Source organism: Cryobacterium adonitolivorans, assembly GCF_004402695.1.
Classification (GTDB): Bacteria; Actinomycetota; Actinomycetes; order Actinomycetales; family Microbacteriaceae; genus Cryobacterium; species Cryobacterium adonitolivorans.
Window position 1 is genome coordinate 161,518 of record NZ_SOFL01000008.1, and the last position, 22,617, is coordinate 184,134.

Below are 22,617 nucleotides of genomic sequence, written 5' to 3' on the forward strand. Positions count from 1 at the left end.
ACTTGTCGAGGTCCACAGGACCATCGGGGTATGGCGCAGCTTGGTAGCGCGCGTCGTTCGGGACGACGAGGTCGCAGGTTCAAATCCTGTTACCCCGACAGAAATAAACCCCCACTCATGTCGAGTGGGGGTTTTTCTGTCCCGTCACTCACGAAAGGTCCGCCATGACGAACTCCCCCCGCATTGCCCCGCAACCGGCGGTCTCCCGGCGCGCCTGGCAGGCGCTGATCGTGCTGATGTCGGGCATGTTCATGGCGCTCCTGGACACCACCATCGTGAACGTGGCCCTGCCGAGCATCCGAACCAGTCTCGACGCCTCCGAGGCGACGCTGTCCTGGATCATCTCCGGCTACGCACTGGCGTTCGGCCTGGCCCTCATCCCGGCCGGCCGCATCGGCGACCGGATCGGCCACAAGTGGGTGTTCTTCACCGGGCTCGCTCTCTTCACCGTCGCCAGTCTCGCCTGCGGGCTCGCGCAGAACGACCTACAGCTGATCATCGCCCGCGTCGTGCAGGGTCTGGCCGGCGGCATGTTCGTGCCCGCGGTCACGGCCGTCATCCAGCTAATGTTCCCGCCTGCCTCCCGCGGCAAGGCGTTCGCCATCATGGGCTCGGTCATCGGCGTATCCACGGCGCTCGGCCCCATCGTGGGCGGCCTGATCATCGAGGCTTTCGGCGTAGAACAGGGCTGGCGACTGGTCTTCTGGGTGAACCTGCCGATCGGCGTGATCGCACTGATCGCCGCCGCCTTCCTGCTGCCCGCCGGCACCGGCACCGCCTCCGCACAGGGCGCTCCGGCACCGGCCCGCGTCGACGTGGTGGGCCTGCTGCTTCTCTCCGCCGGTCTGGTCGCCCTGCTGGTGCCGCTGATCGAGGGCCAGGACCGAGGTTGGCCGCTCTGGACCTACCTGGTGCTGGCCGCCGGCGCCCTGCTCATCGTGGCGTTCGGCACCTGGGAGGTCGCCGTGACCAGACGCGGCAACAGCCCGCTCGTGCCGCCGCACCTTTTCTCGCATCCCGCCTTCACCGGCGGCGTCATCCTCGCCCTGGTCTACTTCGCTGCATTCACCAGCATCTTCTTCACAATCTCGATCCTCTGGCAGGCGGGCCTCGGCCACACCGCACTGGAGTCCGGCCTGGTCTCGATCCCCTTCGCGATCGGCTCGATCCTGGGCGCGTCGCAGAGCAACCGGCTCACCGAACGCCTGGGTCGCACCGTGCTCGTCGGCGGCGTGGCCCTGGTCACCGTGGGTCTGGTCTGGGTGTGGCTGGTGCTCCTGCTCACCGCCCCTTCTGACCTCACCAACTGGATCCTGCTGCCGCCGCTGTTCATCGCGGGCCTCGGCAGCGGCTGCTTCATCGCGCCGAACGTCGCGTTCATCGTTGCCACTGTCGACCCGACCGAGGCCGGCGCGGCCAGCGGCGTCATCGGCGTGATGCAGCGGGTGGGCAGCGCCGCGGGTATCGCCGTGGTGGGCAGCGTGTTCTTCGGTACCCTGGTGGTCGCCGGGCCCGGCGCGGATGCCCTCGCCGCCGGCTTCACCCACAGCGCCACCCTGGCGATGGCCGTCAGCGCCGGGCTGAGCGTGGTGGCGCTGCTTCTGGTATTCCTGCTGCCCAAGCGCGTCGAAGCTCCCGGCGGCCGCTGAGCGCCCTCCGATCGCCGCACCTTGGCCTCCCAGCTTGGCCTCGCCACGCTGGGAGCCTGGTCCGTTGGCGGCGATGTCCTCCCGCGATGAACCCTGCCGGAGGCCGTGACCCACAGCACACAGGTGGTCGCGTGAACGCCCTGGCACACCGCCGCCACGCCGCCCTCCGCCGCGCCGCCCGCTGGCTGGCTGCCACGGACCTGCTCTCGCTCGCCCTGATCGCGTTCTGGCCCACCCCGCTCGACGTCCTCGCCAACACCGCCGGCACCGCCCTGGGCGCGCTGCTGGCCCTGACGGCGCTCGCCGCGGTCACCTCTCGCTCCCCCGCCCGCCCGGCGCAGCCGGCGTAGCACTCAGCCGGCCGCCTGCAGCTGCGGCTGCAGAATTCCCGCGAGGGTGTCGCTGCGATACGCCTCCTGCAAAGCCGGCAGCGCCGCCCAGTCCAGGTTCACGATGGACTGCCCGTCGGCGGAGGTGCCGGTTCCGGCCGTGGGGATGGTGAAGAAGGTCACGTCGCCCTCCCGCACGTCTCGCAGCTCCACACCCAGGCTCACCAGGTCGGTGGCCGAAAGCTCTTCGTCGATCGCGAGGTTGGGGCTCACGGCCTCGATCACGCCGCCCATCGTGGCCGGGTTCGCGAGCACCGATTTTTGCATCAAGCCGCTGAGCAGTGCGCTGATCAGCAACTGCTGGTTGCGCACGCGCTGAAAGTCGCCGTCGGCGAATGCGTAGCGTTCCCTGGCGAAAGCCAACGCTTCGGTGCCATTGAGGTGCTGCATCCCCTGCGGAAAGGTGTGGCCCTCCAGATGGTAGGCCTCAAAGGCGATGGGATTGTCGATGTCCACCCCGCCGAGCACATCAGTCAGCGCCGCGAACCCGGCGAAGTCCACGACCGCCACATGGTCGATGCGCGACCCCAGCAGCCCCTCCACCGTCTGCACCGCCAACGGCACCCCGCCGTACGACAGGGCCGCGTTGATCTTCGCCTCGCCGTGGCCGGGAATAGCCAGCCAGCTGTCCCGGGGAATCGACATCACCGACAGCGTTTTGCGGTCCGCGGGCACGTGCACGATCACGATGGTGTCTGAGCGTTGCCCGCTGAGGTTGGCGATCGACCCGGTACCGGCTCCGCGGCTGTCGGAGCCCAGCAGCAGAAAGTTCATTGCGGATGCCGCGACGCCGGTCGCCACCGGCGGCCGAGCCGCCTCATCGGCGGGGAACGCTTCGGGGATCTTCTCCACCGATTCGAAACTGCGCGAGAGGTTCCACACCGTCACGGCCGCCACTCCAAGCACCACCACCGCGAACACGCCGAACACCAGAAAAACGATCCACCAGGCCCGACGGCCTGGCGGGGGCGGAGCGAGATGGCGCGTTGGAGCATTCTGCACTTCGGGCATCGGGTTGCCTCCTGCGGACCGGTGGGGTTGCGGTGCGCACACCATAGTCCGCCGATTCAGACCCGGATAGTGTCCTCCATTGTGCCGACACCCGAAGTGGGGGTCCCCAACCGGGTGCGCAGAGGTGTGACGGCTCCTGCCCATTCGAGCGGCGTTCTGACATCCCCGGGTAAGCTCGCTGAATGCGTCCTCTTGCTCCGGCCACCGTTCTCCTTGGCATCATCCTGATCTCTGGATGTGCCGCCTCCGCCCCGACGCCCACGCCCACTCCCACCCACTCCGCGACGCCAACGCCGACCCCCTCGACCGAGACCCAGGCGCAGCTGCCCGACGAGCAGGCCCAGACCGAGCCACAGCTGGTCGAAAAGCAGACCAACACCATGGTGAACCTCTATAGCCAGGTGGTCTGCAGCAACCTGACCGAGCGCCCCGACCTCGATCTGAACGCCGCCGTCGACAAGATGCTGTCCACCTATGCCACCGAGGGGCTTTCGGCACAGTCCCGCGAGGAGCTGGCACATCGTGTGCTCGAGGAATCCGCCGCAAAGAGCTGCCCCGACCAGGTTGAGCGCGTCACCGAAGGTCTCAGCGAGTAGCGCTCTCGGCGCAAGCTCCACACACCGGCTCGCCCTGCGGGCAACACCGGGGTATCGTGACAGCGATCGTGGCGCTTACCCCGCCGCTTTCGAGCGTCGGACCCGCCGGCACTGCAACACCATGCTCCCCGAAGAGGATGTGCCCATGCCGTCAACCCGTTTTGGCTTGCGTCGCTGGTTCGAACGCGAAGTCTCCACGCCACTCACCGCGATGTACGCTCGCATCGACGAACACCTGCTGCAGGATTCCGCCGAGACGAACCCGCCACCAGCACCTTCTACGGGGAAACGGTCTCCAGCGCCGGAATGAGTTCGTCGAGGAACACCGCAGTGTCTTCCCAGTTCTCGACGGCCACACAGTCGACACCGAGGGCCTTCACCGGGTAGTCGTTGCCGTTTTCGTCGAGCCTGTCACCGACGAAGAGCATGTCGTCCAGGGGGATGCCGGTGAGCTCTGCCAGTCGGTTCATGCCATAGGCCTTGTCGATGCCACGCCGGGTGATGTCCACCGAGGTCGACCCGCCCGAGCGCACCTCGAGATCGGGAAGAAGCGCTTGCACGGCCTCTCGGAGGGCGGTCTTCTTTGCGCCGTCGACGTCCCACTGCGTCTTTGCCGCGACCGGTGCGGCCTGGCCGAGCGCAGAGAAGGTGATCTGCGATCCCCGGTCTTCGAGAATCGGACCCCAGGTATCGGCCTCCCAGAAGCCGAGCTCTTTGGCGGTGGCCTCCACAGCGGCCAGGGCGCGCTGTTTCTGGTCGTCCGTGAGGTTCTCGGCATAGACCTGCACCCAGGCGCCGTCCTCGTGGCGGTAGTACTGGGTTCCGCAGGTAGGCATCAGGTGCAAACGGGTCAGGGCCCGCTCATCCACATCGACCAGGTTGTCGATCACCTGCATGGTGAACTGCGCGAACTGGCCGCCCGAGATCACACACACCTCCGCCACGCCAAGCAGGCGCACTATGAGGCCGGCCATGCGGGCGTCGATGGGCGACTTCGAGGGTGCGAGGGTGTCGTCAAGGTCGAACGCGACCAGCCGAGGATGTTCTCTTGTCATTTAGGGGCGGCCCAATCCGTAGTAAGTCCACCCGGCGGCACGCCACTTCGCAGCATCGAGCGTGTTTCGCCCGTCCACAATGGTGGGAGTTTCCACCAGTGTGGCAGCCCAGACCGGGTCGATGGCCTTGAACTCCGGCCATTCCGTCACCAGCACCACGGCGGATGCCCCGCGTAGGGTCACCTCGAGGTCGGTCTCGTAGTTGAGCTGCGGGTGCCGCGTACGGGAGTTCTCGATCGCCTGGGGGTCTGTGGCCACGACGTTGGCGCCAAGACCGCGCAGTTGAACGGCAACGTCGAGGGCGGGTGAGTCGCGCACGTCGTCGGAGTGCGGCTTGAAGCTGAGGCCGAGCACGGCCACCTTCGCGTTGTACACCGGGCGGTCCAGAGCGGTGACAGTGAGGTCAACCACGCGCTGTCGGCGACGCATGTTGATGGCGTCGACCTCCTTGAGGAACGCGACGGACTCGCCGCGACCGAGTTCCTCGGCACGGGCAGTGAACGCCCGAATGTCTTTGGGGAGGCAGCCGCCGCCGAAACCGACCCCCGCGTTCAGGAACCTGCGCCCGATACGGGAGTCGTAGCCGATCGCATCCGCGAGCTGGGTGACGTCGGCGCCGGAAACCTCGGCGATCTCGGCCATGGCATTGATAAAGCTGATCTTGGTGGCCAGGAAGGCGTTGGCCGCGACCTTGACGAGCTCGGCCGTGGCGTAGTCGGTGACCACCAGCGGGGTCTGGGTGGCGATGGCCGACGCGTAGACCTCATTGAGCTGCGCGACAGCGCGCTCGCCGGCTTCTCCGGCGGGAACACCGTAAACAAGCCGGTCTGGGGCGATCGTATCCTGCACAGCGAAACCCTCGCGGAGGAACTCGGGGTTCCATGCCAGGGTCGCTCCGGATCCAGACGCCGTGATGACCGCGGCGAGACGTGCCGCTGTGCCCACCGGCACGGTGCTCTTGCCCACGATCAGGTCGCCGGCGGCCATGTGTGGCAGAAGAGCCTCGACCGCCGCGTCCACGTAGCTGAGGTCGGCGGCGTGGCTGCCCTTCTTTTGCGGGGTGCCGACGGCCACGAAGTGCACGGCGGCGCCGGCCGCATCCGCGATGTCGGTGCTGAAACGCAACCGGCCCGATGCCATGGCGGAGGTGAGCACCTCGGGCAGGCCGGGCTCGAAGAACGGAGTCTTGCCGGCGGACAGCGCCGCTATCTTGGCCGCGTCCACGTCGATACCGACAACCTCATGGCCAAGCTCAGCCATAGCCGATGCGTGCACTGCGCCGAGGTAGCCACAGCCGATTACAGATATTTTCATGTGTGATTCCCCATGGGACAAGCCTACCGGCAGCCCCTGGGCTGCCCGGTTGGCGACGGTTGATGATTGGAAGACGGCGGACAGGCGCGGGTGAGCAGGGGCTCGTGTATCGCTCTACATCCTGGACTAGACGGTTGCGCGCTGGCGGCGAACGACGCCGAGCACGACGACCATTGCCACACCGAGGAGCAGCGTGCCGGCTGCACCCCAGATGACGAGCATGGGCCCGTTGTAGCCGCTGCTGGCGAGGCCGCCACCGATGGGCGCGCCTGAGGCTGCACCGGCGCCCTCTGTCGCGTCAGCGTCTGAGACGGTGAGGCTCGATGTGCCGGTGGTTCCGGAGGTCAGGCCGGTTGCCGTGATGGTATAGGTGCCGGACGCGTCCTTCGGCAGGGTGACGTCGAGAGCGACGGCGCCCGTGTCGGTGCCTGTCTTGACCATGCTGGGCGAGTTCACGACCGACTTGAGGGTCGCAAGGGTGGCGTCCACTGCGGTTTCGCCGGAGAGGGTGAAGGAGACTTCTTCCTCCGGGGTGAAGGACCCGTCGATGAAGCTGACCGTAACGGTGGCGTCAGGCGTGATGTCACCCGCGACACTGATGTTGTCGTCCGGGACATAACCGGCGGCGTTGGCTGCGGCCGGAACTGCGAAGACTGCGAGAGCCGCGAGAGCGGTGGCCACTAACGACGGTTTAAACATGGAAATACCCCCTGATGGTGTGCAAGAAAGGTGCCGACACTGGCGATGCTTCGACCGAAGCGGCCCCCTCCCCAAATGGGGGGCTTACGCCAACACTAGGGGAAAATAACAGCGGTTATCCAGTTTGCGTGTTTCATCTCTGTGAACTGCGCGTGTCAATTGCGCCTCCATGACTCACTGGAATCTCCCCGGCCAGCCGCCCATTTCGGCGGGCCGCCGCTACTCGCGCAGGCTGTGCGCGTGCTCGCGGTACCACTGCACGGTGCTGCGGAGCCCGTCTTCGAGCCCGATCTTCGCCGTCCAGCCGGCCTGGGCCAGCTTGCTCACGTCGAGGAGTTTCTGCGGGGTGCCGTCGGGCTTGTCGGTGTCCCATTCGGTCGTGCCGGTGAAGCCGACAACCCTCGCGATGGTTTCGGCGATCTCGCGGATGGTGACGTCACGGCCGGTGCCCACGTTGACCTGTTCCGGGCCGTCGTAGTGCTCCAGCAGGTGCAGGCAGGCTTCGGCCATGTCGTCCACGTGCAGGAACTCACGCCTCGGTGTGCCGGTGCCCCAGTTCGTGACACTGACCGCACCGGACTGCGCGGCCTCGTCGTAGCGGCGGATCAGCGCCGGCAGCACGTGCGAGCCCGTGGGCGAGAAGTTGTCGCCGGGCCCGTACAGGTTCGTCGGCATCGCCGAGATCCACGGCAGCCCGTACTGACGGCGGATTGCCTGAATCTGCAGGATCCCCGCGATCTTCGCGATCGCGTACGCGTCATTGGTGGGCTCGAGGTGGCCGGTGAGCAGGGTGTTTTCCCGGATCGGCTGCGGGGCCAGGCGCGGGTAGATGCACGACGAACCCAGGAACAGCACGCGTTCGACACCGTATTTGAGAGCGGCGTCGAGCACGTTGACCTGAATGCGCAGGTTGTCGCTGAGGAAGTCCACCGGGTAGGTGCTGTTGGCCAGGATCCCGCCGACCTTCGCCGCGGCCAGCACCACGTATCGTGGCGTGGTTTCGGCGAAGAAAGCGAACACCGCGTCGCGGTCCTTCAGGTCCAGTTCGGCGGAGCTTTGGCCGACGAGGTCGGTGAAACCCTCCGCCTCAAGGCGCCGCCAGATGGCGGAGCCGACCAGGCCACGGTGCCCGGCCACGTAGAACCGGGCGTCCCGGTCCAGGGCCGCCGGGGTGAAGTCGACCTGATCGCGGGTGTCCGTCGCTGCATCGGTCACTTTGTGCCCGAGCTGGTTAGCTGGGTTCCCCAGCTGGTGAGCTTGACCTCGTCGATCCACGGCCGACCGGAGTGCTCCAGAGCAGCGATGTCGGCGTCGACCATGATGCGGGCCAGCTCGGCGGTGTCGACTTCAGCCTTCCAACCGAGCTTGTCCTGGGCCTTGGACGCGTCGCCGACGAGAGCGTCGACCTCGGTCGGGCGCAGGTAGCGCTCGTCGAACTTGACGTGGTCTTCCCAGTTCAGTCCGGCATGGCTGAACGAGGTTTCGACGAAGTCGCGCACGGTGAAGTTACCACCGGTGGCCAGGACGAAGTCGTCGGGCTCGTCCACCTGCAGCATCCGCCACATGCCTTCCACGTACTCGGCGGCGTAGCCCCAGTCCCGGATCGAATCCAGATTGCCCAGGTACACGTGGTCCTGGGTGCCGGCCTTGATCGCGGCGACGGCCCGGGTGATCTTGCGCGTCACGAAGGTCTCACCGCGGCGCGGCGACTCGTGGTTGAACAGGATCCCGTTGACCGCGAACATGTCGTACGCCTCGCGGTAGTTCCTGGTCACCCAGTAGGAGTACACCTTCGCGGCGCCGTACGGGGAACGCGGGTAGAACGGGGTGTCCTCGTTCTGCGGCGGCGGGGTGGCACCGAACATCTCCGAGCTGGACGCCTGGTAGAACCGCGGGTGAATGCCCGCCATCCGTACGGCCTCGAGCAGACGGATGGTGCCCATCCCGGTGGTGTCACCGGTGTGCTCCGGCTCGTCGAAGGACACCCGCACATGCGACTGCGCGGCCAGGTTGTAGACCTCGTCAGGCTGGATATCGGCCAGCAGGGTCACCAGGCGTGAACCGTCGGACAGGTCGCCGTAGTGCAGGAAGAGCTTGGCCGTCGGGTCGTGCGGGTCCACGTAGAGGTGATCGATCCGCGAGGTGTTGAACGTCGACGCGCGACGAATCAGACCGTGCACCTCGTACCCCTTGGCGAGCAGCAGCTCCGCCAGGTAGGAACCGTCCTGACCGGTGATTCCGGTGATGAGCGCGCGCTTAGTCATTTGGTCCCCCAGGGGTGTCGGGCAACAGCGATCGGACGTGACGTCCGTCGTCGATGCCGGGCTGTTTCACTTCAAGGCCGAGCATATGGATTCGGGTGCGGTGACGCAAACGGGGGGTACCCGGCAACGTCATCTACGGGTGCTGGAACGCGCCATGAGAGTGCCCAGCCAACCCGCGAATCGGTCGATGGCCGCAGCCTCACCGAGCACCTCTGTGCGGTAACGAAACCCGTTCGCGCCCAGAGTTCGGGCCAGTTCCGGGTCGGATCCCAGTGCGAGTGCGGCGTCCAGGAGCGCCTGGGGGGCGCCGGCACGCACAATCCGGCCGCCTTCGGCGGCTTCGATCTCACTGGCTGTGAGCCCCTCCGGGTCCGTCGCCCCGATGACCGGGCGGGCTGCGTTGAAGTACGACGTGAGCTTGCTGGGCACCGCCATTTCCGAGACACCCGGCTTCTCATTCACGAGGAGCACGTCCGCGGCCGAGAGCGCGTCCTGGAATCCGGCGTCATCGAGCGACCCGATGAACTGCAGCCGAACGATCGTCGCGCCGAGCTCCTGGAGCTCATCACGCTGGCTCCCGTTGCCCAGCAGCACGAAGCGCACCAGTCGGTTCTGTTCGTCGGCGAGCCGGGCGGCGTGCACGACGTTTTCGAGGCCCTGCTTGACTCCCATATTGCCGGCATGCAACACGACGGTCTCGTCGTCGGCCCAGCCGTGCCTGGCCCTGGTGGCGGCGACATCCGTGGGCGCGCCGGGGTCGAGGTGGGTCCAGTTGCGGACAACCTCGATGCTCTCGGGGTCGACGCCGAGACGACGGCTGAGGTGCTCGCCGAACCTGTCGTGGATGACGACGACGCCGGCGGCCGCTTTCAGGGTGGTCTTCTCCACCCAGGTGATGAACTTCGCGACGGGGCCGTTTCCCATGCCGGTCTCGGTGATCCCGAGGCTGTAGATGTCCTGCACCCACACGTTCACCAGAGGTCGGTTTAAGCTCAGACGGGCGCGCAGCATGCCGATCGCGGTGGAAAACAGTGCCGGCGACACCATGACGACCACATCGGGCCGGCCCCACCGCGCGAAGAGCAACCGCAGCCCGAAGGAGAGCTCGGACACGAGCCGGTTCACGCCGCCGGGGCTGGCCGGCACATAATGCCGCAACCGGGTGACCGGCACCGCGTCGATGACCTCGGTGCTGGTCCAGCGGCCGTACCCGCTGTGGATCTTCCACTCCGGGTAGTGCGGGTGGGAAGTGAGTGCGCTCACCGCAATGCCGCGCTGCGCCAGGCCGCGGGCGAAGGCACTGGTGTATGGCGAGATGCCGGTGGTCTCCGGGGTGTAGTTCAACCCGATCACCAGCACCCTGAGCGCATGGCTCTCGGCCGCGCCGACCGTGGGCGGCGGGATGTCCACACGGGTCACAGTGGAGCTGCTTCCGCTGTCGCGGCGCAGCGCGCCGCGAATTGCACGAACCCAGGCACAATAATTTTCACGAGAATCCCCCAAGTGGATCAATGTCTCCAACCGCGGCGCCCGAACGGGTCACACCCATCCGGGTGACAGTCGCGGTGCGGGATCCCAGCCTAACCACGAGAGCACCCCACCCCCAAAGTGGAGAGGTCGAGAGGGTAAATTGCGGGTTTCGGTCACATTAACACCCGACACGAAGGCACTCGATGTACCCCGGACGGGGCACAAAGGCGGCACAATGGGGGTGGGCAATTGTGGGGAGGACATCGTGGGGCTGAAGGAAACGAACCAGCCGGGTAGTGTGCGCGTGATCAACCTGGCCGACGCGCCAGGCGAGAAGGCGGCGTGGGACAGGCCGAAAGCGCAGGTCTACCTGTGGGCGATCGTCGAGCTCCTGCTGGTGACGAACGCTTGGCAAATCAGTTCGGCGCTGCGGATCCGCGCCCTGCGCCTCTTCGGCGCGGAGATCGGCGACGGAGTGATCTTCCGGCCCCGCACCCGGGTCAAGTTCCCGTGGAAGTTGCACATCGGCGACCGTTCCTGGATCGGCGAAGGCGTGTGGTTCCACAACCAGGACCACGTTTTCATCGGCAGTGACGTCGTCCTCTCCCAGGAGACCTTTCTCACGACAGGAAGCCACGCCCACCGGCGAGACATGGCCCTGATCGTTCGCCCGATCAGTATCGGCGACGGCGCATGGGTGACGTCGCGGTGCATTGTGCTGGGCGGCAGTGACGTCGGTTCCTCCGCCCTCATCCAGCCGGGGACGACCGTTCAGGGCATCGTTCCGGAAAATACCATCTGGGGCAGCACAGACAAGCCGGGTCCCCTCGGCACCCGCTTCAACTGAGGCACCACTCCATGACAACCACTCCCCCGATGAGGCATCCATGCGCATAGCCCAAGTCGTCACCGTCGTTACGCCTGAAGGTGCATACGGCGGCCCGGTACGCGTCGCCGTCAACCAGGCGAAAGCGCTGATCGCCAAGGGCCACGAGGTGACGATATTCGCCGGCACCCGCGGATTCCAGAGTCCACCGACCGAAATAGACGGCGTACCGGTGCGGCTCTTCAGGACCGTCCAGGCCATTCCGCGTGCCGGTTTCGCCGGGATGTCGTCCCCCGGCCTGCTCCGGGCAGTTCACCGCGAGGTGCGCCGGTTCGACATGTGGCACATCCACCTGGCTCGGGACCTCGTGACCCTGCCGGCTGCCGCCATTGTGCGAAACGCCAAGGCACCTTACGTGGTGCAGTGTCACGGCATGATTGACGAAAGCAGCAACCCGCTGGCCGTGCCGCTTGACGCTGCACTGACTCGGCCGGTCTTGCGTGATGCCCGGCGCATTCTCTCTTTGACGCCCAGGGAAGAGTCTGACCTGCGCAAGGTCGGCGGACCCCACCTCGTGATCAGCCGGATTCCGAATGGTGTTCCGCGGTCCCACCCGCCGGCCCCTGGATCCTCGGGACGCCGCGAGGCGCTGTTCCTCGCCCGCCTGCAGAAGCGCAAACGGCCTCAGCTATTCGTTGAAGCTGCCGTGCAGATCGCCGGCCGATTCCGGGACGTGCAGTTCACCCTGATCGGACCGGATGAGGGCGAGGGCCGCGCAGTCCAGGACCGAATCGACGACTCCGGCCACGCTGACCGCATCGTCTGGAGCGGCGCGCTTCCCCCTGAAGCGACCCTGGAGCGAATGCGCTCCGCCAGCGTCTACGTCTTACCGTCGGTCGATGAGCCGTTTCCGATGTCCGTCCTCGAGGCGCTTTCTGTTGGCCTCCCGGTCATCATCACCGACACGTGCGGGTTGGCGCCGTTCGTGCGGGCCGCCGAGGCCGGCGTTGTGATCGACGACAGCCAGGAGAGTCTCACGCTGGCGCTGGAGTCCCTACTGACGGATGAGGCCCTGGCGCGTCGTATGGGCGGCAATGGCCGCGAGCTGATCGAACGGGACTTCTCCATCGACTCGGTGGCCACCTTGCTTGCCGGGCACTACGACACCGCACTGTCGGCAGCCGCACGGTACTAGGCCCCTGTTCGGCCGGCCCGTTCCACGGTCGGCGAGTACCTCTAAACGGGGTCGTCCGGGTCCGTTTAGAGGTAGTCGCCCTCTCGCTACGAGACCGGGACGCGACCCATGATGGCGGCGACGCGGTATGCGAGAGCGCCAGGGCCAGGCAGGATCGTGAGCCGGGAGACGCCCTCATTGAGCAGCGTGCGACGGAGCCGCCATGGTTCGATGAGACGGCCGAGGCGCAGCCGCAGCTTGCCCCGGCGATCAGTCACGCTGAAGTCACGGGTGATGAGAATCGGCTGTCCGGCCGCCTCGAGCACCTGCCGGTATTGGTTGGCGTTGAAGACCAGCACGAAGTCGAACGACGACACTTCGGACCCGATCGCGGCGGTCGAGCCGGGCTCCGAAGCCCAGGTGCGCGGGACTGCGCACGCCAGGACTGTGGTCGCCGGTCGGGTCGGGGTCAGCTTGCTCATGCGAGGCTCCAAGTGTTCGTCCAGGATTCGATCGCGTCGGCGGGAAGCTCGATCGCGACGGGGCTCTGCCCGTCCAGGGCATGTTCGATGTCACGGAATGCGTGCCGGGAAGGCGCACGGAGACCGACCGAGCGGCTGATCTCCCGCGCACGGTTGTCGATGCTGAGTATCAGGCTCGGCACACCGAACTGCAGGGCACGGATTCCGCCGTGGAGGCGGAGACCGACGTATGCCGTGTCCGGCTGCTGCAGCTCGTGGTCGAATGCAGCCAGGCTTGCATCGATGAAGTTGGGCGTGCCGGGTGAAATCGATTCAATGTAACGCCGATCGCCCGGGCCCTGCGGCCAGTAGAGCACGTCATGCCGCGACTCGAGCAAGTCGATCAGCCGGCGGTCGGCAAGCGGGTCCTGGTTGTAGTCGGTGAACGTGGCAATGATTCGGTTCTGCGTCGACGGCAAGGGTTGCTCGCTGACCCGCCAGAGGGTGGGGCAGGAAATGTGTGCAGACGCCACACCGGCGGCAGCCAGACGTTTGGCCGAGTACGCATCTCGCACACCCCACGTTCGACCGCCGGCCATGGACTTCATCCACCGGGCGCTGACGGGGTCAATGGCGCCCACCTGGTACTGCCACCAGCCGGCGCCGAACACGGTGAGCTTGCCTTTGGCCAGCTCAATGTCGGCGCGGTCCCATTCCCAACTGGTGCGGAAGCGCATGTGGTTGGACAGCAGGTTGGTGCCGCAGACGACAACTTCGTCGGCGGCCCGCAACGCGTTCCGCGACGCGTCAGACAATGGTCCGTGCATGGGAATCACCTCGACGTCGGCCGATCGGCTCAGCGGGGTCACGAATTCCCGGCGGATGGCATCCGAAATAATCTGGTCGCCCAGATTCGTTGAGGTCATCCCGGGGTCTACTACTACAACGCTCATGGGCGTAATCCTCCTTGTGTTCGCAGGCCGAGCGCGGTGTGCGCCTCAACCATCTGTGTGCCGACCCTGGACCACCGGGCTTCCGTGGCCGCCCAGTCGAAAGCACTGCCGGCCAGCTCCCGGTTGCCGGCCACCGATTCGAGGGTGGCCTGACCGTCGACGGTGTCATCGGTGAAATCGACCGAGCGCAGTACCCGCAATGGGCCCAGTTCGTGCGCAGCGTGAATGCTGTCGGAAATCAGGCTGGGCACTCCGGCTGCAGCGGCCTCGAGCAGCATGATGCTGCAGGACTCCCACCGGGACGGGTGCACATAGGCCAGGCAGCTCGCGAGCAGCTCGTCCTTTGCCGCGCCCGTCACCCGTCCTCCGATATCGACGCTGTCCCCGAGCCCGAGCCGGTCGACCATGGCCAGGGCCGCCGCGCGACCGTTCTGGAAGTCCGGTCCGACCAGACGGAGCTTCGGGCGCGGCTGTGGCAGCCTCGCCCAGAATTCCAGCAGGTTGTCGATGCCCTTGTGGAACAGGTCGAACCGGCCGATCCAGAGAAAATAGTCGCCGGCACCGTTCCACATCGCGTCGGCAGGAACCTCGGTCGTGCCGTTGGGCACGGTGATGAAGCGTGTGACGGACGGCGCGAACTCTCGAACGACGGTTTTCTCGCCACCGTAGAAGACGTGCACTGCGCTGGCCCGGCCCAGCAGCCACCGGTCCATGCGGGCGCGAATGCCCAGCAGATCTCGTTGGTTCGCAACGATCTGTTGTTCGTAGACGCCGTGAGGCATCACCACGATTCGCGCTCCACGGATCCGAGCGATGGCACCGGCCACGACATTGCTGAGCACCCACCCCTCGTGAAGAACAAGGATGTCGCCGCGCTTCAACTCACGCAGCAATCCGATGGGCACCCAGGTGCCCCTGCTCCTGCCCCAGTGCGGAATGGTCTTCACGACGCCCTCGAACGCGAACTCGTTACGGTCACCGCCCGTGGGTTGGGCCGCCAGGATCGACACGTCGTCGCCGGCGGCGATAGACGCTTCTGCCCAGTGATTGAGCGAATCGGTCACGCCCGACGGGTGTTCAAGGTATCGCGCGTAGTAGTGCAGTACGCGCTGCGTGCCGGCGCTCATCGACGTTCCTCGAGCTGGGCCAGGATGACACCGCTGATGATGTCGGCCGCGGCCTCGACGGAGGGCACGTCAGACGGCGGACTCTGGATCGGGGTGGGACCGGCCAGCCAGGCGGTGGCGTATGCCCCCGCCGTCGGGGCGGTTTCGAGAACGTCGATGCCCGGCCGAAGATAGTCGAATTCGGGTGCGTGGGCGCTGGCGGAAGTGGTGAGAATGGGCAGGCCCATGATGAGCGCGTCGACGGCGACGAGGCCGACCCGACCGGGGTTCAGGAGCAAACCGGCCTGGCTCGCGGCGGCGGCGTATTCTGCGGCGTCGGCCTGTCCCAGGAGCACCACCCTGCCGGTCTCGGCCGCGAGGGCTTCAAGCCGGGCTGCGTCTTCTCCCCAGCCGGCAACAACCAACCAGCGGGATGCTTCGGCCGCGAACACCGTCCGGGCGGCATCCACCAGCAGGTCGATATTCTTGTGCCGGTTCAACGCGCCCAGATAGAGGTCGATCTCGGCGTCGTTCGGTATCCCGTGAGCGGCGCGGAACTCGGCCTGGTGCTGGGGGGTCACCGCGGCCAGGGCGGCGCGCAGCTGGACCGTGTCCGTTGCATTGCGGAAAGCGGTCACCCGGCTCTCGCGAACCCGGCCCGCGCCGGTGACATGGCGGCGACCTCGCTCAGTGTAGGTCAGCACGTGGTCCGCCCACCGGTTGAGCTGGTTTTCGAGCGCAACGGCAAGCTGGTTCTGGTCGGTCGTGTCCGATGAGCCGTGACCGAGGGTGACAATGCGGCGCCCGGAGGCAATGGCCAGCCACGCGTTCACATTGGACACCTGCATCTCGGTGACCAACAGCACCCGGCGCGACCGCCACCGCCGCGGCAGGGTACGGAAGATGAGCTTGGGCAGCCGACGATGCAAGGTGAGCGTTCGCGTGGGCACCTGCGTGGCCCACACTGTCTCGACACCGTCGCCACGGCCGGCCCGGATGCGCATCTGTTCCGCGTCGCCGCCGTAAAACACGCGGCACTCGACGCCTTCGCTCTTGAGGTTGTCGACGACCCTGGCCCACAGGGGTACCCGGTAGCCGGGCACGTATGGCTGAGTTATCGCGACGAGCGAGCGGCGCGGCCGGCTCATACCCTGACCTCGGCAACCGGGGCGACTTCGGTGACACCGAGCAACCGGGAAAACTGCCCCTGCACGCCGGCCAGAGCGGCACGGGCCTGTTCAGCCTCCACCTCGACCGTGCCGGAGAGGCCGACGATGTCTGCGTTCGCCCAGTCCACGTCACTGGGGCCGTCGAAGCTGGGGCTGGTGGTGCGCAGGTCCACCCACGGTCGCAGAGTGGACGTGAGTTTGTCGGATGCGTGGTCGAGTACCGCAATCGGGGAGGCACCGTGCTGAATGCCGAAGATGAGCGCGTGCAGCCGGTTGCTGAGCACGGCGCCGGCCTGGGCATACGCGGTGCGAGCCCGCTCGAGCTGCTCGGCATGCGAGTGGTTGCCCCACAAGACGGTGGGCACGTCGAGGGCGTCGCCGATGGCACGGTGCTGGTCATCGTCACGCTTCACCTGGGTGACCAGAACCGGGTTCAGCCCTTTGTCTCGCAAGTGGCCGACAACGGCCTTCAGACCATCCACGGCGATTGGGCGATCGCCGCGCAGGGAGATCACGACGTTCGTTCGGCCGCGGACAGTGGTTCCGTCGCTGAAACTATGTGCGAAAGCGAGATCGGGTGCACTGGCCAGGTCCTCACCCAGCACCTCAGCCGACCGGGTGTCCCGAACGACGTAGAGCTGGAACATCGCCACAACGGCGGCCTCAACCCGTCGGGCCAGACGACCACGTCCACGAAGAGACCGCCCGACCGCCAGTACGGCACCGCCGGAGGTCCTGACCGCGGCCACATTGGCCAGGTTGATCAGTGATTTGCCGATCGCCCGTGCGCTCGGCCCGAATACCTGCGGCCCCGGAGCGAAGACTATCGACGCCCGGCGGCGCACGAGGTATTGCCAGAGCAGAGCCTGATACCGGACCGGGTTGGTGACGAACCGGACTCGTTCGTCGATGTCGAAGGCCGCGAGGTATGCCGCCGGCATGGAGCCCGCATAAGCGATGACGTCGCTGTCCGTGGCGCGGATCCATCCCAGCGCAGCGTTTCGTATTTCGATGTCGCCGAGGTTGTCCCACTGCGCGGCGACGCTGTAGAACACTGTGCGGCGCGGCCGCGGGGAAGGCCGGGGTGTCGATGAGCTCATCGGTTCGGCTCCTTTCGAAGGATGAAGGTTGTCAGGCGGGTCACCAGGACGGCGCTCTGTACGACGTAGGAAAAGGCCAATCCGCACGCGGCGCCTCCGGCGCCCCACAGCAACCCGCCGATTCCGACGCCCATGAGGCAGACGACGGTGGTGAGCACCGCAGTGCCGGCGACGTAGTGCTTGAGGCCCACGCCCTGCAGGAGAGAACCGAGTAACGACGCCGCGGCAGCGAAGACCAGACCGACGGCCGTGATCTGCAACGTCAGTACGGCTCCGGTGTACGCCTCGCCAAGCACGAAAGGCACGACATACGGCACAGCCAGTCCGAGGATCAGATAGAAGATCCCGAGCCCGCCCACGACAACGGCGACCAGCTTGAGCAATCCACGCATCGTGCTCGAATTGCGGGTGGACGAAGCCGGCAAGAGCACCGAGGCCAGCGATGTCGGCAGGATGCGCAATGGACTGGTCAGGCGAGCGGCCGCCGCATAGAACCCGGCCTGGGCTGTGCCGGCGACGAAGCCGATGATCGTGGCATCGAGATTGCGCGCCTGGGTTGCGACGGAATTCATCCAGTAAGGCCAGGACAACCGGATCAACGAGCGCGCGGCGACGTGTTCAGTGGACTCGAGCAGCCTGGCCACGAAAACGTGGGCGAATACCCAGGACGCGCAGGCCGCGGCGGCTGAGGAGATGCCAAAGGCCAGGACCGGATCGATCGGCGTCCACAGGGTGAGTCCGACGAACATCGCCAGATTCCCCACGCGCCGCGCCACCAGGTTGGCCGTGTTGATGCGGGCATCACCGTCGGCAAAGACCACGCCAAGCCAGGCATCCGCGTTGCGCTCGGCCGCGGCCCAGAGGCCAAGGGGCAACAGCAGAAAGTACCGGGGGTCGGCCACGACGCCGAGCAGCCCGGTGACGGCCACGAGCAGCACCCCCATGGTGAGTGAGAGCGAGTTATTCAGGCGCAGCGCGGCCGCCACGATGGCCGGGTTCGCCCGCTTGGCGCGCTCGCGAATGACGAGAGTGGGTAGGCCGAAGTCAAAGAACGTCTGCGCGACTGTCATCACCCCGTACACCGCTGCGAAGAAGCCGAACTCTGCCGGCGCAACCGCGCGCACGAGCAAAAGCATGATGAGAGCCTGGATCAGAGCCGCAAGAATGCGACCGCCGGACACCCAGGCGAACTGGCCACCCACTCGATATCGGCGGGCTGTGCTCACGGGCGGGCCCTTCGGTTCGGAGTTCGGGGTGCGGTCCAGGTCGGCCTCAGTGCCCGATGCGGATGACGGGCCCGTGGGCCTGACGCCGCTAATATGCGCCCTCGCGTGCCAGCACGGCCTTCGCCGTGCGCCAGAGGATGGCGACATCGCCCGTCATCGACCAGTTCTCGACGTAGTAAAGGTCGAGCCGCACGGTGTCTTCCCACGACAGATTGGAGCGGCCGCTGACCTGCCAGAGGCCGGTTATGCCGGGTTTGACCAGAAACCGCCGGTGCACGTGGTTCTCGTACTTCGACACCTCCTTCTCGAGCGGGGGGCGCGGGCCGACCAGGGACATGGTGCCGCCGAAGACGTTGAACAACTGGGGTAATTCGTCGAGGCTGAATCTGCGCAGGAACTTGCCGATGGTTGTGATGCGGGGATCGTCCTTCATCTTGAACATGACGGCGTTGCCCTCGGAGAGGTCCTGAAGGCCGGCCAGCTGGGTTTCGGCATCCGTGACCATGGAACGGAACTTGAGCATGTTGAAGTGGCGGCCGTTGATGCCGACCCTGTCCTGCCGGAACAGCACGGTCCCCGGTGTGCTCAACCGGATCGCGATCGCGATGATGACCAGGAAGGGCGACAGGCAGAGGATCAACGAGGCGCTGCCGAGCAGGTCGAACCCGCGCTTCGTGTAGAGCTTCATGCCCTCATACCGCGGGGTTTCCACGTGAATGAGCGGGAGACCGGCGACGGGCCTGGTGTGAATTCGTGGGCCACCTATGTCGGTGAGGCTCGGCGCCACGACCAGGTGCTGTCGTCCCGGTTCCAGGCTCCAGCTGAGTTCGCGCATACGGTCCGGGGGCAGCTCGTCGCTGCTTGTGACGACGACGGTGTCGGCGTTGACGGACGCCATCGCCGCCTGCAGCTTCTCAACGTTGCTGAACACCGGAATTTCCGTGCCAGGAAGGTAGTCCGCCACAAGGCCGCTAGGGATGCACGCGCCAACGACGTGATAGCCGGCTGACGGTTGTCTGGCGAGTTCACGGGCAAGGTGAGTGGCCGAGGCTTCGGAACCGACCAGGAGTACGCGCGACGAGAAGCGCCCGTCGAGGCGCTGAACACCCAGCCACTGGCGCCACATCCAGCGCGAAAGCAGCAACACCATCACGCCAAGCGGGAAGGCGATCAGGATATAGCCGCGCGCGATATCGACGTGGAACAGGAAGGCGACGATGGCGACCAGGCCGAAAAGGCGCACAGTGCCGTTTGCCACCTGCTTGTACTCCTGGGGACCGGTGCCGAGCACCCGGTAGCCGCGGCTCCCGTAGATACCGAGCATCAGCATCCATGCGGCGATTATCGACACGGAGAACACCGTGTAGCTCACGACGACTTCATTGAGCCGGCCACGGAACTGGATGTCGGAGGCTGTGACACCGAACCAGGCGATCTGCACGCCGAAGACGACCCACACGAGCACCAGAAAGTCGGTCACGGCCAGCCGAACTGCATACGTGTCGCGCCAGTCGCGGTTCACGGAAGGTGTCACTGTGTCCGAGTGCCCGGCCAGCATCTCTGTTTCGCTCATATTCCCCCCATGTCGCACCGAGTCATTCCCCCGATGCGCCCTCATCCAGTGATCGCTTCACCTCGTCGCCTGACCAGACCCAGGGGTGCCGGCGGCTTCAGAGGCGGCGACATTGCCAGGCAAGGTCTCCGATGGTGTGTCCACCTGGAGACAACCTGTCGGGGTGGGCGAACCGCTTCATCCGGCAGGGCGATCAGCTGCACTCCCGCAGTTTCCGGGAGACCGACCGTCGCTATAACGTACCCCATTTGGGTTACGCCTGGATTAACTGCGCCGTCGACCGAGACCGATGTCCCGGGACCTCGACCCGCGGAGCGCACCGGGGCTAGGCGCGGCCGGCCGCCGACCCGAATGCACGTGAGATTGTTATCACGGCACGGTCGACAACCAGACCGACCCTGTCATACACGCCCATGGTCCGGCGGTACGGGTCTTCAATATCGTCATCGGCAGGCTGCGCTGGGGGCGGCGAGAACCCACGGGTCGCGGCGACCTCGGCCACGAGGGCCCGCAGGCCGTTGGCTGCTTGTGTTGGGTTCGCGCGGCCCGTATCGCCGTCGGCAGCCGATGCGACTGATAACTGTCCGGACGCAACCATGGGCGCCAAAATGCGGGCGAACTGGTTAAGGGTGAAGCTGTACCGCGCCGCACGCGGATACAGAGCAGCAACGGCGCTGCGGTGCTCGCGGGTGGCAGTGAGCACGAGATCCGCCTCCGCGATGAGCGATTCGGTGAGCTGACGGGCCACGTGGCCGTCGTTCTCTCCCCCGTGCCGGCGGCTGACGAGTGCCGCTTCCGGAGTCATACCGTGACCGGCCATGGCGCGGCTGCCGGCGCTACGCACCTTGGCCGGGACGCCCAACTCACGCAGGCGCGCGCGCAGAAGCTGCTCCGCCAGCGGAGACCGGCAGATATTTCCTGTGCACACCACCAGCAGGATGAACGGTGCCGGCGCGTCGTTCGGCGTCGAGGTCAGCTCCTGGCCCTGCTCTTCCTCACACGCTCACCTGCGGTGCCTCTGCGGGCTTCGAAGCTGCGGCCACGTCGTCTCCATAGCCGTAGCCGTAGCCGTAGCCATAGCCGTAACGTCCGTGGCCGTAGGCGTCCGGTCCCTTCGTAGGCAGCATGGTGAGCACCAGCCCGGAGATGGGTGCTCCGACGTTGTCGAGCGCGCTGATGGCTCCCTTGAGCTGGTTCTTGTGGGTGCGTCCCGCGGCGACCACGATGATCGCGCCGCCCACGTTCTTGGCCAGGATGGCGGCGTCGGTCACAGGAAGGAGCGGCGGGGTGTCGTAGATGACCACATCGAACATCTTGTTGAATTCATCGATGAAGTGGCTCATCCGGGCCGAGCCGAGCAACTCGCTGGGGTTCGGCGGGATCTGCCCTGCCGGGAGGACGAACAGCTGACCTGTACCCCATGGCTGAATCAGGTCATCGAGCTCCGCGCGGCCGATGAGCAGGTCAGTGAGCCCGACAGCGCCCTCAACGCCCATGTATTCGGCGACCGTGGGCCGGCGCAGGTCGGCGTCGATAAGAAGAACGCGCGAGCCTGCATCCGCCAAGGCGATGGCCAGGTTGGCGCCAGTGGTGCTCTTGCCCTCGCTCTCGATGGACGACGTGACCACGAAGCTGCGGTCAGTACGACCCACGTCGAGGAACTGCAGGTTGGTGCGCAGGGTGCGGAACGATTCGGCACGCGGGCTGCGCGGGTCGGCGTGCACGATGAGAGGCCGGTCGCGGGCGCGGGGATCGAAGACGATGCCACCCAGGATCGGAACGTCGGTGACACCTTCGACGTCGTGTTCATTGCGGATGCGGGTCTCCAGAGTTTCGCGGAGCACGGCCACGGCCAGGCCGAGGGCCAGACCGATGAGGGTTCCCAGCACGATATTCAGAGGCACGTTCGGGCTCACCGGCCTCGCGGGCACAGTGGCCTCCTGCGCGCGGGTGAGTTTGACCGGGGACAGGGCATCGACGGCGTCGGGGGACTCAATGTCCTCCACCACTGCGGTGAGGCTCTCCGAGATGGCGTTCGCGGTGTCGGCGGCTCGCACCGGGTCTGTGTCGGTGACGTTGAGGGTGATGATCGAGGTGTCCAATGGTGCCGACGCGGTGACCCGACCCGCGAGCTGGTCGCTCGTGATGCCCAACTTGAGGGTGTCAATCACCGGAAGGAGCACGATGGGCGTGGACACCAGGCTGGAGTACGTCTTCACGCGCTGCACGGTGAACGTGCTGCCCTGCTGGAGTTCGCTGGTCGTTCCTGCACCCTGGGTGGACACGAACACCTTCGCCGTCGCGGTGTACCTGGGGGTCAGCGTGAGGGAATATGCGGCGGCGGCACCGACTCCCACCAGCGTAAACAAGACAATAAGCACCCAACTCTTGCGCAGGATTCGAATGTAGTCGCGAAGTTCCACTCAGCGGCCTTTCTATGAAGTGCATGTCGAGGCCGAGTACCTGCGCCCCCACTTATGGTGTCATACGATTGCGCGGGCGTGACCATCGGCTGATTTCCATCGTGCGACATCTGACACGTCGGCTGGCCTCAATGACGGTGTTGCGCGCGGACCGGACAC

The 22,617-nt window shown here is 66.2% G+C and carries 21 protein-coding genes and 1 tRNA gene; 6 read left to right on the top strand and 16 right to left on the bottom strand.

Going from position 1 to position 22,617, the window contains the following annotated elements; genetic code table 11:
* Positions 1-24 precede the first annotated feature (24 nt).
* From E3O42_RS03110 to E3O42_RS03120, 3 genes are all read left to right on the top strand, one after another.
* Positions 25-98 (top strand) — tRNA-Pro (locus E3O42_RS03110).
* A 66-nt stretch (positions 99-164) separates the two neighbouring features.
* Positions 165-1,649 carry a DHA2 family efflux MFS transporter permease subunit gene (locus E3O42_RS03115; RefSeq protein ID WP_134452460.1) on the top strand — a complete coding sequence of 495 codons (1,485 nt, stop codon included), beginning with the start codon at positions 165-167 and terminating at the stop codon, positions 1,647-1,649.
* Between the two features lie 131 nt (positions 1,650-1,780).
* Entirely contained in the window at positions 1,781-1,999 is a 219-nt protein-coding gene (locus tag E3O42_RS03120) for a hypothetical protein (protein ID WP_134452461.1), read from the top strand.
* Positions 2,000-2,002: 3 nt separating this feature from the next.
* On the opposite strand, the gene E3O42_RS03125 is transcribed toward E3O42_RS03120, so the two are convergent.
* Positions 2,003-3,049: an LCP family protein gene (locus E3O42_RS03125; protein ID WP_166787878.1), complete on the bottom strand. Its 1,047-nt coding sequence runs from the start codon at positions 3,047-3,049 to the stop codon at positions 2,003-2,005.
* Between the two features lie 182 nt (positions 3,050-3,231).
* Between E3O42_RS03125 and E3O42_RS03130 the strand changes: the two genes are divergently transcribed.
* The gene (locus E3O42_RS03130; RefSeq protein ID WP_134452463.1) at positions 3,232-3,645 is read left to right on the top strand and encodes a hypothetical protein; all 414 of its coding nucleotides are present in this window, start codon (positions 3,232-3,234) and stop codon (positions 3,643-3,645) included.
* 278 nt (positions 3,646-3,923) lie between these two features.
* Here the strand turns inward: E3O42_RS03130 and E3O42_RS03135 are convergent, their stop codons facing one another.
* The 6 genes from E3O42_RS03135 to E3O42_RS03160 all read right to left on the bottom strand — a co-directional run bounded on the left by E3O42_RS03135 (position 3,924) and on the right by E3O42_RS03160 (position 10,396).
* The gene (locus tag E3O42_RS03135; protein ID WP_134452464.1) at positions 3,924-4,700 is read right to left on the bottom strand and encodes an HAD-IIB family hydrolase; all 777 of its coding nucleotides are present in this window, start codon (positions 4,698-4,700) and stop codon (positions 3,924-3,926) included.
* Positions 4,701-6,014 (bottom strand): UDP-glucose dehydrogenase family protein, encoded by a 1,314-nt coding sequence (locus tag E3O42_RS03140; protein WP_134452465.1) that lies wholly within the window; start codon positions 6,012-6,014, stop codon positions 4,701-4,703.
* Between the two features lie 126 nt (positions 6,015-6,140).
* On the bottom strand, positions 6,141-6,695 hold the full coding sequence (locus E3O42_RS03145) for a hypothetical protein (RefSeq protein ID WP_134452466.1): 555 nt from the start codon (positions 6,693-6,695) through the stop codon (positions 6,141-6,143).
* Between the two features lie 237 nt (positions 6,696-6,932).
* On the bottom strand, positions 6,933-7,928 hold the full coding sequence (locus E3O42_RS03150) for a GDP-L-fucose synthase family protein (RefSeq protein WP_134452467.1): 996 nt from the start codon (positions 7,926-7,928) through the stop codon (positions 6,933-6,935).
* Positions 7,925-8,977: a GDP-mannose 4,6-dehydratase gene (gene gmd, locus E3O42_RS03155; protein ID WP_134452468.1), complete on the bottom strand. Its 1,053-nt coding sequence runs from the start codon at positions 8,975-8,977 to the stop codon at positions 7,925-7,927. Before gmd ends, E3O42_RS03150 begins: the two co-directional genes overlap by 4 nt.
* A 129-nt stretch (positions 8,978-9,106) precedes the next feature.
* Positions 9,107-10,396, bottom strand: coding sequence for a glycosyltransferase family 4 protein (locus E3O42_RS03160; RefSeq protein WP_241984596.1), 1,290 nt, complete (start codon positions 10,394-10,396; stop codon positions 9,107-9,109).
* Positions 10,397-10,712: 316 nt separating this feature from the next.
* Here E3O42_RS03160 and E3O42_RS03165 point away from each other — a divergent pair, with 316 nt between their 5' ends.
* Complete coding sequence (locus tag E3O42_RS03165; protein ID WP_241984597.1) at positions 10,713-11,294, top strand: LbetaH domain-containing protein; 582 nt, start codon at positions 10,713-10,715, stop codon at positions 11,292-11,294.
* 40 nt (positions 11,295-11,334) lie between these two features.
* Positions 11,335-12,468, top strand: coding sequence for a glycosyltransferase (locus E3O42_RS03170; RefSeq protein ID WP_134452469.1), 1,134 nt, complete (start codon positions 11,335-11,337; stop codon positions 12,466-12,468).
* Between the two features lie 86 nt (positions 12,469-12,554).
* Here E3O42_RS03170 and E3O42_RS03175 read toward each other — a convergent pair whose 3' ends face one another.
* The 9 genes from E3O42_RS03175 to E3O42_RS03215 all read right to left on the bottom strand — a co-directional run bounded on the left by E3O42_RS03175 (position 12,555) and on the right by E3O42_RS03215 (position 22,458).
* Positions 12,555-12,929, bottom strand: coding sequence for a hypothetical protein (locus tag E3O42_RS03175; RefSeq protein ID WP_134452470.1), 375 nt, complete (start codon positions 12,927-12,929; stop codon positions 12,555-12,557).
* A complete protein-coding gene (locus tag E3O42_RS03180) occupies positions 12,926-13,861 on the bottom strand; it encodes a polysaccharide pyruvyl transferase family protein (protein WP_134452471.1) in 936 nt (311 codons plus the stop codon). The genes E3O42_RS03175 and E3O42_RS03180 overlap by 4 nt, the downstream gene beginning before the upstream one ends.
* The gene (locus E3O42_RS03185; RefSeq protein WP_134452472.1) at positions 13,858-14,988 is read right to left on the bottom strand and encodes a glycosyltransferase family 4 protein; all 1,131 of its coding nucleotides are present in this window, start codon (positions 14,986-14,988) and stop codon (positions 13,858-13,860) included. The genes E3O42_RS03180 and E3O42_RS03185 overlap by 4 nt, the downstream gene beginning before the upstream one ends.
* On the bottom strand, positions 14,985-16,115 hold the full coding sequence (locus E3O42_RS03190) for a glycosyltransferase (RefSeq protein ID WP_134452473.1): 1,131 nt from the start codon (positions 16,113-16,115) through the stop codon (positions 14,985-14,987). Before E3O42_RS03190 ends, E3O42_RS03185 begins: the two co-directional genes overlap by 4 nt.
* Complete coding sequence (locus E3O42_RS03195; RefSeq protein ID WP_134452474.1) at positions 16,112-17,236, bottom strand: polysaccharide pyruvyl transferase family protein; 1,125 nt, start codon at positions 17,234-17,236, stop codon at positions 16,112-16,114. Before E3O42_RS03195 ends, E3O42_RS03190 begins: the two co-directional genes overlap by 4 nt.
* Entirely contained in the window at positions 17,233-18,462 is a 1,230-nt protein-coding gene (locus tag E3O42_RS03200; protein WP_166787879.1) for an oligosaccharide flippase family protein, read from the bottom strand. The genes E3O42_RS03195 and E3O42_RS03200 overlap by 4 nt, the downstream gene beginning before the upstream one ends.
* Positions 18,463-18,550: 88 nt before the next feature.
* Positions 18,551-20,020: a sugar transferase gene (locus E3O42_RS03205; protein WP_420897852.1), complete on the bottom strand. Its 1,470-nt coding sequence runs from the start codon at positions 20,018-20,020 to the stop codon at positions 18,551-18,553.
* 340 nt (positions 20,021-20,360) lie between these two features.
* Positions 20,361-20,966: an arsenate reductase/protein-tyrosine-phosphatase family protein gene (locus E3O42_RS03210; RefSeq protein WP_338144916.1), complete on the bottom strand. Its 606-nt coding sequence runs from the start codon at positions 20,964-20,966 to the stop codon at positions 20,361-20,363.
* A gap of 64 nt (positions 20,967-21,030) precedes the next feature.
* Positions 21,031-22,458 (bottom strand): tyrosine-protein kinase domain-containing protein, encoded by a 1,428-nt coding sequence (locus E3O42_RS03215; RefSeq protein ID WP_134452478.1) that lies wholly within the window; start codon positions 22,456-22,458, stop codon positions 21,031-21,033.
* Positions 22,459-22,617: the final 159 nt, after the last annotated feature.

Coding starts and splice junctions, on each gene's coding strand:
- E3O42_RS03115 (WP_134452460.1), top strand. CDS start 165: ATGACGAACTCCCCCCGCATTGCCCCGCAACCGGCGGTCTCCCGGCGC.
- E3O42_RS03125 (WP_166787878.1), bottom strand. CDS start 3,049: ATGCCCGAAGTGCAGAATGCTCCAACGCGCCATCTCGCTCCGCCCCCG.
- E3O42_RS03130 (WP_134452463.1), top strand. CDS start 3,232: ATGCGTCCTCTTGCTCCGGCCACCGTTCTCCTTGGCATCATCCTGATC.
- E3O42_RS03135 (WP_134452464.1), bottom strand. CDS start 4,700: ATGACAAGAGAACATCCTCGGCTGGTCGCGTTCGACCTTGACGACACC.
- E3O42_RS03140 (WP_134452465.1), bottom strand. CDS start 6,014: ATGAAAATATCTGTAATCGGCTGTGGCTACCTCGGCGCAGTGCACGCA.
- gmd (WP_134452468.1), bottom strand. CDS start 8,977: ATGACTAAGCGCGCGCTCATCACCGGAATCACCGGTCAGGACGGTTCC.
- E3O42_RS03170 (WP_134452469.1), top strand. CDS start 11,335: ATGCGCATAGCCCAAGTCGTCACCGTCGTTACGCCTGAAGGTGCATAC.
- E3O42_RS03175 (WP_134452470.1), bottom strand. CDS start 12,929: ATGAGCAAGCTGACCCCGACCCGACCGGCGACCACAGTCCTGGCGTGC.
- E3O42_RS03180 (WP_134452471.1), bottom strand. CDS start 13,861: ATGAGCGTTGTAGTAGTAGACCCCGGGATGACCTCAACGAATCTGGGC.
- E3O42_RS03185 (WP_134452472.1), bottom strand. CDS start 14,988: ATGAGCGCCGGCACGCAGCGCGTACTGCACTACTACGCGCGATACCTT.
- E3O42_RS03190 (WP_134452473.1), bottom strand. CDS start 16,115: ATGAGCCGGCCGCGCCGCTCGCTCGTCGCGATAACTCAGCCATACGTG.
- E3O42_RS03195 (WP_134452474.1), bottom strand. CDS start 17,236: ATGAGCTCATCGACACCCCGGCCTTCCCCGCGGCCGCGCCGCACAGTG.
- E3O42_RS03205 (WP_420897852.1), bottom strand. CDS start 20,020: ATGCTGGCCGGGCACTCGGACACAGTGACACCTTCCGTGAACCGCGAC.